The sequence below is a fragment of the Streptomyces sp. Sge12 genome, from assembly GCF_002080455.1.
Classification (GTDB): domain Bacteria; phylum Actinomycetota; class Actinomycetes; order Streptomycetales; family Streptomycetaceae; genus Streptomyces.
Genome location: NZ_CP020555.1, coordinates 5,094,885 through 5,106,876 on the forward strand (window position 1 = coordinate 5,094,885; position 11,992 = coordinate 5,106,876).

At 71.8% G+C, this 11,992-nt stretch carries 8 protein-coding genes; 5 read left to right on the forward strand and 3 right to left on the reverse strand.

Annotation, left to right across the window (positions count from 1 at the left end):
• Nucleotides 1-3 precede the first annotated feature (3 nt).
• Nucleotides 4-2,154, forward strand: a complete 2,151-nt coding sequence (locus B6R96_RS22835; RefSeq protein WP_081523486.1) for a DUF6571 family protein — start codon at nucleotides 4-6, stop codon at nucleotides 2,152-2,154.
• Entirely contained in the window at nucleotides 2,135-2,812 is a 678-nt protein-coding gene (locus B6R96_RS22840; RefSeq protein ID WP_081523488.1) for a hypothetical protein, read from the forward strand. The genes B6R96_RS22835 and B6R96_RS22840 overlap by 20 nt, the downstream gene beginning before the upstream one ends.
• A 25-nt stretch (nucleotides 2,813-2,837) precedes the next feature.
• On the opposite strand, the gene B6R96_RS22845 is transcribed toward B6R96_RS22840, so the two are convergent.
• Entirely contained in the window at nucleotides 2,838-3,065 is a 228-nt protein-coding gene (locus B6R96_RS22845) for a hypothetical protein (RefSeq protein WP_081523490.1), read from the reverse strand.
• 324 nt (nucleotides 3,066-3,389) lie between these two features.
• Between B6R96_RS22845 and B6R96_RS22850 the strand changes: the two genes are divergently transcribed.
• Nucleotides 3,390-7,271 (forward strand): ABC transporter ATP-binding protein, encoded by a 3,882-nt coding sequence (locus tag B6R96_RS22850; RefSeq protein ID WP_081523492.1) that lies wholly within the window; start codon nucleotides 3,390-3,392, stop codon nucleotides 7,269-7,271.
• 37 nt (nucleotides 7,272-7,308) lie between these two features.
• On the opposite strand, the gene B6R96_RS22855 is transcribed toward B6R96_RS22850, so the two are convergent.
• Complete coding sequence (locus B6R96_RS22855) at nucleotides 7,309-7,863, reverse strand: EF-hand domain-containing protein (protein ID WP_081523494.1); 555 nt, start codon at nucleotides 7,861-7,863, stop codon at nucleotides 7,309-7,311.
• A 313-nt stretch (nucleotides 7,864-8,176) separates the two neighbouring features.
• On the opposite strand from B6R96_RS22855, the gene B6R96_RS22860 reads away from it, so the two are divergent.
• Both B6R96_RS22860 and B6R96_RS22865 read left to right on the forward strand, forming a co-directional pair.
• Complete coding sequence (locus tag B6R96_RS22860; RefSeq protein ID WP_234437897.1) at nucleotides 8,177-8,524, forward strand: hypothetical protein; 348 nt, start codon at nucleotides 8,177-8,179, stop codon at nucleotides 8,522-8,524.
• Nucleotides 8,525-8,608: 84 nt separating this feature from the next.
• Complete coding sequence (locus B6R96_RS22865) at nucleotides 8,609-10,042, forward strand: S28 family serine protease (RefSeq protein ID WP_053177242.1); 1,434 nt, start codon at nucleotides 8,609-8,611, stop codon at nucleotides 10,040-10,042.
• A gap of 48 nt (nucleotides 10,043-10,090) precedes the next feature.
• Here B6R96_RS22865 and B6R96_RS22870 read toward each other — a convergent pair whose 3' ends face one another.
• Nucleotides 10,091-11,899, reverse strand: a complete 1,809-nt coding sequence (locus B6R96_RS22870) for a glycoside hydrolase family 3 protein (RefSeq protein ID WP_237291493.1) — start codon at nucleotides 11,897-11,899, stop codon at nucleotides 10,091-10,093.
• Between the last annotated feature and the right edge of the window lie 93 nt (nucleotides 11,900-11,992).

The window sequence follows — 11,992 nt, forward strand, 5'->3', positions numbered from 1 at the left end:
GACGTGCCGAACTACGCCGAGATCATGCGGACGGACCTGGCCGCGCTCACCACGGCCGCCGACGGCTGGAAGGCCATGGCGACGCAGTTCAAGACCATGGAGGACGTCTACAAGGACGAGGTCCAGAGCGTCTCCGCGGGCAACGGCTGGCTGGGCTCCAGTGCCACGACCGCCGCCACCAACTCCGCCATGACGCGCAAGGAGTTCGCGGCGGCGCAGAAGGAGGCCCTGGCCATGGAGTCCCTGCTCCGGGACGCGCACGCCAGGTTCACCGACCTCAAGGGCCGGGTGGTGTCGGCCGTGGCGGACGCCGTGGCCGCCGGCATGAAGGTCTCGGACTCCGGCACAGCGAGCTACGACTTCTCCAAGGCCGACCCGGCCAGCGTGAACGCGATCCGCCACGACCCCGACCTCCCGGGGATCGAGCGGTCCTGGACGAGCCGGATCAGCGACACGGTCAAGGCGGTCACCGAGTTCGACCAGGACGTCAAGACGGCCCTGCTGAACGCGTCGGGGGCCGACGGAACCTCGATGTTCGGCTTCAACTCCACGCCCGTCAACGACGTCGAGGCCGTGGAGGCGCTGGCCCTGACCAGCAAGATCCGCTCGGGCAAGGCCTCCGACGAGGAGCTGCGGCACTACAGCGACCTGCTGCGCCAGAACTCGGCCGACCCGCACTTCGGCGAGGCCTACCTGCACGCGCTGGGAGCGAAGGACACCCTGCTGCTGGCGGACCAGATGAATCTGGCGTCGAACGACCGCGGTGCCTCGGCGGCCGACAAGAAGCTCTACGAGTCGATCAACTCCGGCCTCGCGGGCACGATCGCCTCGGGCACCAAGGACCCGGGCGGCTACGCGTACAAGCCGTTCGTCGACGGGCTCAAGGAGCAGGGCCCGGAACTGGTGGCCAAGGGCCTGCGCCCCACCTACGGCTACCAGGCACTCGTCACCCTGATGGCGAACGGCGACGGCTACGGCAAGCAGTTCCTCAACGACCTCGGCGACGGCATGATCGGGGCCGAGAAGTCGAAGCCGCACATGTACTCCCACGCCTACGATTCGCAGCGCCCGAACCTGGTCTCCGACCCGCTGGACGGCCTCCTGGGCATCATGGCGAAGGACCCGGACTCGGCGACGTACTTCCTCGACCCCGAGGCGCCCGGCAACAAGAACGAGCACCTGAAGTACATGCTCACCGACCGTGACATGCCGGATCCCTGGATCTCGACCGGCTACGGCCCGCCGATCGAGATGGACGGCAACAAGACGGCGGGCCTGGGCGCCGCCATCCAGGCGGCGGCCACCGGTCACGTGGACGGCGAGAGGCTGGGCGCACCCGGCCCGCACACCGAGGGCCAGGCCCGCGTGATGCACCACGCCATCCGGATGCTCGACGACGAGATGGGCGGGGACGAGTTTACGGAGGACCTGGAGGGCCTGCGCCAGCCGATGGCGAAGGCACTGGTCGACTACGTCGGCGACACCCACGAGATCCTCGGCGGCCAGAATTCCGACCTGGGTGGAATCGGTGGCAACGACGGGATCCACGGTTCGGGCGACAAGGCCCGGATCGCGGTCGGCCAGGGCAGCCTGATCCGGGTGATGCGCGGCATCGCGGACGACGGCCCGGCCTACGCCCTGCTGGTCGAGGCGGAGCAGGCGTACTCGGCGGAGCAGCTCGCGACCGCAGTCCCGTTCAAGGCCGACTCCCCGCACTCGGTGAGCGCCGACTGGGACAACCGCGCACACGACATCGGCGTGGCCAACGGCGCCCTCAACGGCATCGGCGCCGACGTCTACAAGGACAAGGAAGACGACCAGGTCAAGTGGGCGGAGGGCACCGCCGAGTACTCGGCTGCCGCCGGGAACGCGCTCATCGGCGAGATCCCGGTCGTGAGCACGATCGGAGGTTCGTTGATCGACGTCGCCAAGTACGACTGGGTCGAAAGCGTCAAGGACGCGGCCGAGGAGCAGAGCAAGAAGGAGTCCAGCAACAACTACACGGCTGGCCTGGAGGGGACCCACAAGTTGCTCGATGCATGGAGGGACGAGCGCCACCTGGGGCAAGACCCTGCGTTCGAGCATGCCAAGGACGGGGCGGGCGACGGATACACGACGGGCCGGGAGGCTGCACGTGCTCACCTCCGGCCGTAAGGTGCTCAAGGCCTTCGCGCGATCGACGACCGCCCTGCTCTCCGTGGTGATGCTGGCTTCGTGCGCCTTGGGCGAGCCCGAGGCGAAGATCGAGCACCTGTGCACTGTCAGCGCTGCCTCGGAAGAGGAAGCGCTCCTTCGGGAGATCCTTCGCGCAGATGCCTTCGAGACCGACATCCCCAACCGCACGAGCCGTGTGGTGGAGGCGTTGGAGCGGGATCTGCGGGCGATCGGATCGGGCACGAAGACGTTGTCGACCTCCTTGTGCGCGTACAAGCCGGCTGCTCAGGCCGGAGTCGAGCGCGCGCGGTTCGAGGTCGGGTGGGTGCCCCGCACCTCGAAGGATGCCGAACCGTCCATGTCCGACGGAGGCCGCTTCGATGTGAACGGTGCTTTCGGTGAGAGCAACTACTTCCTCACGAAGCTGTTCGTCCCGTGCGACATGCCCGGGGACCTCGACGAGCCGTCGAAGTCGGTATGGCTGTACGCGAGGGGTTCGTACACGGTCAATATCGGGCGGACGGACATCGACCAGGCGGCCAAGGACCGGCAGACCGCCCTCACCTACCTCATGGCCCGCCGCGTCACCGACGCGCTCGGCTGCGAGAACAAGCCGCTGGAGAAGCCCCCCGTGGTGAAGCCCCTGCCGGCCTCCTGACCGGCACCGCGGCCCGGGGCGCCGGTCAGGCGCCCGCCCGGTTCTCGTTCTCCTCGTAGGGGTGGAACAGGAGGCTGATCACGGCCACCCCGACCGCCGTCGCCAGCCGGGTCCAGCCGTTGTCGGTCACCAGGCTGACGACCTTCGCCGCGAACAGCGCGATGAAGAAGGCGGTGACGAAGGGGACGACGGCCCGGGCGGTCCGCTGCACGAAGCTGTGACTGTGGGGGGTCTGCTGCTGCGAAGTGCTCATGGCCCTGGATCCCTTCGGTCCCGCCGCCCCGGTCGGCGGTCGGCATCGGCTGTGCTTCCAGCATCGGCAGCGGACCCCCTCGGGCCCAGATCCGGAAAGTCGGGACTTGACAGGGTCCGGCACCGCCCACTCGCGCCCCCCGCCCCGCCCCCGCCCCGCCCCTGCCTCCCCTCCGACGCGCCCCCGCCCCCCCCTGGCCCCGCCCCGGTCGGACGCGGCCCGCGCGCCCTCGCCGTACGGCAGTGCGATTGTTGCGGCGGGATGAAATCCGCCGGTCGGAGCGTTGGGGCTTCCGGCAGGTCAGGACGAACGGGGAGGCCTCACGTGGCGGCGGCAGAGACAGCGGCTGGGGAAAAACAGGGCTGGGGCAGGCGGCTGGCGGCCTACACCTGGCGGTACAGGACCAATGTGCTGCTGGCGCTCGGCTCCTCCCTGGCCGGCATGGCCGTCATGGCGGTCGTCCCGCTGGTCACCAAGGTGATCATCGATGACGTCATCGGGGACGGGACCAAGCCCATGGCGCCCTGGGCCGGCATGCTCATAGCCGCGGCCCTGACCGTGTACGTGCTGACCTACATACGCAGGTACTACGGCGGGCGGCTCGCCCTCGACGTGCAGCACGACCTGCGCACCGACATGTACGCCACGATCGCCCGCCTCGACGGGCGGCGGCAGGACGAGCTGAACACCGGCCAGGTCATCGGCCGTGCCACCAGCGACCTCCAGCTGATCCAGGGCCTGCTCTTCATGCTGCCCATGACCATCGGGAACTTCCTGCTCTTCGGGATGTCCCTCGGGATCATGCTCTGGCTCTCGCCGCTGCTGACCCTCGTCGCCCTGCTCATGGCGCCCGCGCTGTGGTTCATAGCCAAGCGCAGCCGCAAGAAGCTCTTCCCCGCCACCTGGTGGGCCCAGGGCCAGGCCGCCGCCGTCGCCACCGTCGTCGACGGGGCCGTCACCGGCGTCCGCGTCGTCAAGGGCTTCGGGCAGGAGGAGCAGGAGACCGGCAAGCTGCGCGAGGCGGGCCGCCGGCTGTTCGCCGGGCGGATGCGGACCATCCGCCTCAACTCGCGCTACACCCCCGCCCTCCAGGCCGTGCCCGCCCTCGCCCAGGTCGCCATGCTGGCCCTCGGCGGCTGGATGGCCACCAACGGCCAGGTCACCCTCGGCACCTTCGTCGCCTTCTCCACCTACCTCGCCCAGCTCGTCGGACCCGTCCGCATGCTCGCCATGGTCCTCACCGTCGGCCAGCAGGCCCGGGCCGGCGCGGAGCGCGTGTTCGAGCTGATCGACACCGAGCCGGAGATCCACGAGGGCGCCCACGAACTGCCCGCCGACGCGCCCGCCACCGTCGAATTCGACGACGTCCGCTTCGGCTACGACCCCGAGCGGCCCGTCCTCGACGGGTTCTCGCTCACCGTGGCGGAGGGGGAGACCGTCGCCGTCGTCGGGTCCTCCGGCAGCGGCAAGTCCACGGTCGCCCTCCTGCTGCCCCGCTTCTACGACGCCGACGGCGGCGCGGTCCGCGTCGGCGGCCACGACGTCCGCGAGCTGACCTACGACTCCCTGCGCGGCGCGATAGGCCTCGTCCCCGAGGACTCCTTCCTCTTCTCCGACACCATCCGCGCCAACATCGCCTACGGGCACCCCGGCGCCACCGAGGAGCAGATCGAGGCCGCCGCCCGCGCCGCCCAGGCCGACGGCTTCGTCCGGGCGCTGCCCGCCGGGTACGACACCAAGGTCGGCGAGCAGGGGCTCACCCTCTCCGGCGGCCAGCGCCAGCGCATCGCCCTCGCCCGGGCCATCCTCACCGACCCGCGGCTGCTGCTCCTCGACGACGCCACCTCCGCCGTGGACGCCCGCGTCGAGCACGAGATCCACGAGGCCCTGCGGTCCGTCATGGCCGGCCGGACCACCCTGCTGATCGCGCACCGCCGCTCCACTCTCGCGCTGGCCGACCGGATCGCCGTACTCGACCGCGGACGCCTCGCCGACATCGGGACGCACGAGCAGCTGGAGGGCCGCTCGGCGCTCTACCGCAGGCTGCTCACCGACCCCGAGGCGCTCGGCGCCGGCTCGCCGCGCACCCCGGACGCCCGCACGATGACCGAGTTCGAGCGCGAGCTCGACCGCGACCTGGAACGCGGCATCGAGCTCGAGGCCGAGATCGACTCCGAGCCCGTCAATGCCAAGCGCCGGGTCTCCGGCGGGGTCACCCCCGAGCTCTGGCGCCGCCAGGAGGACGCCGAGAGCGCGGCCGCCGGCGCCACCGCCACTGCCACCGTGTCCGGCGCGGCTCCCGCGGCCGGGGGCGGCGCGCCCGGACCCGGGCCGTCCATGGCCGGGGCCGTCGCCGGGATGCCCGCCACCCCGGAACTGCTCGCACAGGTGGCCGCGCTGCCGCCCGCCGTCGACCTGCCCGAGGTGGACGAGACCCGCGCCGCGGCCGCCGAGGAGAGTTACGGCCTGCGCCGCCTGCTCCGCGGGTTCTGGGCGCCGCTCGCCATCAGCCTCGCCCTCGTCGCCGTGGACGCGGGCGCCGGACTGCTGCTGCCGATCCTGATCCGGCACGGCATCGACCAGGGCGTGGAACAGGCCGTGCTCGGAGCCGTCTGGGTGGCCGCCGGGCTCGCCCTCGTGGTCGTCGTCGCGCAGTGGGCCGCGCAGTTCGCCGAGACCCGGATGACGGGCCGTACCGGCGAGCGCGTGCTCTACGCCCTGCGCGTCAAGATCTTCGCCCAGCTCCAGCGCCTCGGCCTCGACTACTACGAGCGCGAGCTGACCGGCAAGATCATGACCCGGATGACCACCGACGTGGACTCGCTGAGCTCGTTCCTGCAGACCGGCCTGGTCACCGCCGTGGTCTCCGTGTTCACCTTCTTCGGCATCCTGGTCGCCCTGCTCGTCCTGGACGTCGAGCTCGCGCTGATCGTCTTCGCGACCCTGCCGGTCCTGGTCGTCGCCACCATCGTGTTCCGCCGCAAGTCCGTGGCCGCCTACGAGCTCGCCCGTGACCGGGTCAGCCTGGTCAACGCCGACCTCCAGGAGTCCGTCTCGGGCCTGCGCATCGTCCAGGCCTTCCGCCGCGAGGGCTCGGGCGCCAAGCGCTTCGCCGAGCGCAGCCACTCGTACCGCGAGGCCCGGGTCCGCGGCCAGTGGCTGATATCCGTCTACTTCCCCTTCGTGCAGCTGTTGTCCTCGGGCGCCGCGGCCGCCGTGCTGATCGTCGGCGCGGGCCGGGTGGAGGCCGGGACGCTCACCACCGGCGCGCTCGTGGCCTATCTGCTCTACATCGACCTGTTCTTCGCCCCCGTCCAGCAGCTCTCCCAGGTCTTCGACGGCTACCAGCAGGCCACGGTCGCCCTCGGCCGCATCCAGGGACTGCTGCGGGAGCCCACCACCACCCCGCTGCCCGAGCGGCCGCGGGAGCTGCGGACGCCGGTCGGCGAGATCGCCTTCGAGAACGTCCGCTTCCAGTACGGGACGGCCGAGGAGCGGGGCGAGAAGGGGGAGGCGCTGGCCGGCATCGACCTGCGGATACCCGCCGGACAGACCGTCGCCTTCGTCGGCGAGACCGGAGCCGGCAAGTCCACGCTGGTCAAGATGGTGGCCCGGTTCTACGACCCGACCTCCGGCCGGGTCACCGCCGACGGCACCGACCTGCGGGAGCTGGAACTCACGGCGTACCGTCACCGTCTGGGGGTCGTCCCCCAGGAGGCGTACCTCTTCCCGGGGACGGTCCGCGACGCCATCGCCTACGGGCTCCCGGGCGCGAGCGACGCCGAGGTGGAGGCCGCCGCCCGCGCGGTCGGCGCCCACGACATGATCGCCACCCTCGACGGCGGCTATCTGCACACCGTCGCCGAGCGCGGCCGCAACCTCTCCGCGGGCCAGCGCCAGCTGATCGCGCTCGCCCGGGCCGAGCTCGTCGACCCGGACGTCCTCCTGCTCGACGAGGCCACCGCCGCCCTGGACCTGGCCACCGAGGCCCAGGTCAACCAGGCGACGGACCGGCTCGTGGGCAAGCGCACCACCCTGGTGGTCGCGCACCGGCTGACGACGGCGGCCCGCGCCGACCGGGTCGTGGTCATGGACCGCGGCCGGGTCGTGGAGGACGGCACCCACGCCGAGCTCCTGGCGCGCGGCGGCCGGTACGCCGAGCTGTGGCGCACCTTCGTCGGCGAGGACGAGCGCGCCGCCGCCTAGGCCGGAAGGTCTCTCGCCCGTCCGGAGCGCCCCGGGGTCAGAACTCGCCGAAGAGCAGGTTCCCCGGGGCGTCCTCGTCGGTGCCGGTGTAGTACTCGCGTACCGCGCCGAGCAGTTCGTCGACCGTCAGCGAGCCGTCCCCGTCGGCGTCGATCCGCCGGAAGAGCGCCTCGGTGTCGGCCGGGCTGAGCCGCGTGTCGAAGGCCTCCTGCGCCCGGTGGAACTCCTGCGGGCTGATGCGCCCGTCGTCGTCCGTGTCGACGATCGTGAGGATCGCCCGCATCATCGGGCGGAACGAGCGCTCGTACGCGGGGCCGCCCTGCGCGTAGAGGCGGGTCATGCCCTGCTTGTACTCGTCGGGCGTGACCTTGCCGTCCCGGTCGATGTCCAGCTCGGTGAACAGGTCCTGCCAGAAGTCCGCCAGCCCGCCCATCACCAGGTCCGCCTTGGGTGAGCTGTCCGGCTCCGCGAGGGCCTTCAGCAGCCGGGTGCCGAGCGCGATGATGTCGGCGGCGTCGATCACGCCGCTCCCGTCGGCGTCCAGGTGCGTGAAGGCGCGCTCCAGCTTGCGGTCGAGCAGGTCGTTCGTCATCTCATGGCCTTTCACGGCTGAGCCGGTGGGTACGGGTACGGGTATCGGTGCGGCTACGGCGGGCGGGTCTTTCGTCACCTAGCGTAATCGCCCCTTCGGGGGTGAACTCCCGCTGTCCCGCCGGGAGGTGGCGGATGCACTCGTACGAGGGAGGGGTGGCGGCGCCGGCGGGAGGACCCTTGCGCGCGGCAACCTTCCGGCGGGCTCGGGCGTCGTACGTGCGTGCGTGCTCCGTACGTACGGCCGATCGGGGGACAGGGTGTTGCAGGGGCGAAGGAGGCGTGGCCGCCGGGCCGCGGTCCTGGGGGTTTTCGTGGCGGCGCTGTGGCTCTGTGCGGGCGGACTGCTCACGCCGCCGGCGGCGCGGGCCGCGACCGAGGGCTGCGCGGGCCGGCTGGCGAGGACGGTGCCCTTCGAGACGGGCGAGGTGCGCGTCTACAAGAGCCGCAACCAGGCCTGTGCGATGGCCGTGGCCAGGAACTTCGGCGAGCGCCGGCGGATGGCGGTGAGCATTCAGCCGCGCGGCGGCGCCCCGGTCCGCGAGGCCGGGGGATTCACCCGATATGCCGGGCCTGTCACGGTCGGGGCGATCAGCCGCTGCGTGTATGTAAAGGGGAGCGTGGGAGCCGGATCCGTCGATTCCGGCTGGATCCTGTGCTGATGAACAGGCCCAACCAGGTCTGGTCAGTGGCGTGTTGGCCCGGCTAGGTTCACGGCGACCGAAGTGAACTCAAGGGGAGGGTGAATGCGCAAGACGCTCGGATGGCTGCTGTCGCTCGTGGTGCTCATCGGCACCATGGGCGCGGCCGGCTCCACGGCGCAAGCGGCCACAGCCGCGGAGCCCGCGGCCGCCACGGACATCAAGGACCAGATCCTCGGCATTGCCGGGATGAGCCTGATCGAGGAGAAGCCGTACCCCGGCTACCGCTTCTTCGTACTGAACTACGAGCAGCCGGTGGACCACCGGCAGCCGTGGAAGGGCACCTTCAAGCAGCGCCTGACCCTGTTGCACAAGGACGTCTCGCGGCCGTCGGTGTTCTTCACCTCCGGCTACAACGTCAACACCAGCCCGCGCCGCAGTGAGCCGACGACCATCGTCGACGGCAACCAGGTATCCCTGGAGTATCGATTCTTCACGCCGTCCCGGCCCGACCCGGCCAACTGGTCGAACCTGGACATCTGGCAGGCCGCCAGTGACCAGCACCGCCTCTTCACCGCGCTGAAGAAGATCTACAAGAAGAACTGGCTGGCCACGGGCGGCAGCAAGGGCGGTATGACGGCGACGTACTACGAGCGCTTCTACCCGCGCGACATGGACGGTGTCGTCGCGTACGTCGCGCCCAACGACGTCGTCAACAACGAGGACTCGGCCTACGACCGCTTCTTCGCCAAGGTCGGCACCAAGGAGTGCCGCGACAGGCTGAACGCGGTCCAGCGCGAGGCGCTGGTGCGCCGCGAGCCGCTGGAGGCCAAGTACGCCGTCGCCGCCGCCGAGAACGGCTGGACCTTCACCACGGTCGGCAACCTCGACAAGGCCTACGAGGCCGTCGTGCTCGACTACGTCTGGGCCTTCTGGCAGTACAGCCTGCTCGCCGACTGCGGCTCCGTCCCCGACGCCAAGGCCGCGAGCGACCAGGAGATCTGGGACACGATCGACGCGATCTCCGGCTTCTCGGCCTACTCCGACCAGGGCCTGGAGACGTACACGCCGTACTACTACCAGGCGGGTACGCAGCTCGGCTCCCCGGACATCAAGCAGCCGCACCTGAAGGGCCTGAGCCGCTACGGCTACCAGCCGCCGCGCAACTTCGTGCCCCGCGACATCCCCATGGCCTTCCAGCCTGGGGTGATGGCGGACGTCGACAGGTGGGTGCGCAACAACGCCCACCAGATGCTCTTCGTGTACGGGCAGAACGACCCGTGGGGCGCCGAGCCGTTCCACCTCGGCTACGGGGTGCGCGACAGCTACGTGATGATCGCGCCGGGCGCCAACCACGGCGCGAACGTGGCCAAGCTGATGGACGGTGAGAAGGCCCTCGCCACCGCGAAGATCCTCCAGTGGGCCGGGGTGGCCCCGGCCGCCGCGCTCGCCGACGCGGGCCGGGCGGCGCCGCTGGCCGCGCCGGACGCGCAGCTCGACCAGCGCGACCTGGAGCGCGAGCCGCAGCTGCGGCCGTAACCGGACGCGGGACGCGGGAGACGCGGGCCGCGGGTGGGCGCCCTGGGTTCAGGGCGTCAGTCCGTGGCCCAGCGGGTAGCGGCCCGGGACCGGGACGGGGAGGCGGCCGGCGGGCCGCACCGCCCCGGTGAGCACCCGGGCCGCCGCCCGCATCTCCACGTCCGTCCAGGAGTACGTGGCGAGCTCCGCCGCGCAGAGCGGCAGCCGGGCCGGGTCGTACGGGTTGCGGACCGCCACCACGACGACCGGGACCCCGGTCGCGATCAGGTCCGCCACCAGCGTGCGCTGCGGACTTTCGCCCTCCGGGACGTTGTACGTGCACACGAGCACCGCCGCGTGACCGGCCGCGGCGGCCACGGCCCGGGCGGGCGGCACCGCCGTCGCCCGGCAGCCCAGCGCGGTCAGCTCCCGGGCCAGTACGACCGTAGGGGGCCCGGTGGTACCCGTGGGGGAGACCGGGTCCGTCCCGGTGACCAGCAGCCGTGGCCCGGACGTCGCATCGAGGGGCACCAGCCCGCCCGGATTGGCCAACAGGGTCGTGGTGGCGGCCGCGATCGTGTCGGCGGCGTCGAGGTGCTGCTGGACGCCCACGAGGGAGTCGATCTCCCGCCCGGTGGTGTAGGCCTCGTCGAACAGGCCGCGGCGGGCCTTCAGTTCCAGGATCCGCAGCACCGACTCCTCGATCCGCGCCTGCGTCAGCTCGCCCGACTCCACGGCCGCCCGCACGCTGCGGATCGCGAGCCCCAGGTCCGGCGCGTTCAGCAGCTGGTCGCAGCCCGCCAGCAGGGCCAGTACGGGCACGCGGTCGTTCCCGTACTTCTGGCGGACGCCGGCCATGTCGAGGGCGTCGGTGATCACCACCCCCTGGAATCCGAGGCGTTCACGCAGCAGGCCGGTGACGATCGGCCGGGAGAGGGTCGCCGGGTCCCCCGAGGGATCGAGCGCGGGGAAGACGATGTGCGCCGTCATGATGGCGTCCACGCCCGCCTCCACCGCGGCCCGGAAGGGCGGCTCGTCCAGCTCCTCCCAGGCGGCCCGGCTGTGCCGCATCACCGGCAGCCCGACATGGCTGTCGGTCTCGGTGTCGCCGTGGCCCGGGAAGTGCTTGGCGGTGGCGGCCACGCCGGCGCCCTGGTAGCCGTGGACCTGGGCCGCGACCAGCTCCGCCACGGCCTGCGGGTCGGAGCCGAACGACCGGACGCCGATCACCGGATTGGCCGGGTTGACGTTGACGTCGGCCACCGGCGCGTAGTCCTGCCGGATGCCCATGGCGGCCAGCTCGGCACCCGCGATGCGCGCGGCCCGCCGGGCGTGCGCGGTCGAACCGGCCGCACCGAGCGCCATCGCCCCCGGGAGCAGGGTCGCGGGCCGGCCGATCCGGGCGACGGCGCCGTGCTCCTGGTCGGTGGAGAGCAGCAGGGGGATCCGGGCGCCGGTGGTGAGGGCGGCCTGCTGGAGGGCGACCGAGAGCGCGCCGATCTGCCGGGGGGTGCGGGTGTTGTGGGCCCAGGCGAAGTAGATGATCCCGCCGAGGTGGAAGCGGGAGACCAGCTCGGCGGCGGTGCGCACGCCGAACGCCGCGAGGTTGTGCTCGGCGTCCACCGGATCGGGATCGGTCGCCGAATGCCCGTACGCCCGGGAGACGAAGAGCTGCCCGATCTTCTCGTCGAGGCTCATCCGGTCCATGAGGGCGCGCAGGCGCGCCCGGCCGGGGCGGCGGCCGGGCCCGCTGCCCGGGGGCCGCGAGTCGTCGGGGGCGGGGTGGGAGCCGACGGCCGCGGAAGCGGCCCCGGCGGCCGTGACGGCGGCCATGGCGGCCGCGGCGAGCAGGTTCCGGCGCGAGGCGTGGTACGGCACCCGCCGGACCCTACTGCCGGGGTAGGCCCGGGGAGTGACGGACACTCGGAAGGACACGCGGAAGGCCCCCGGACGGCACCCCGGACGGCACCC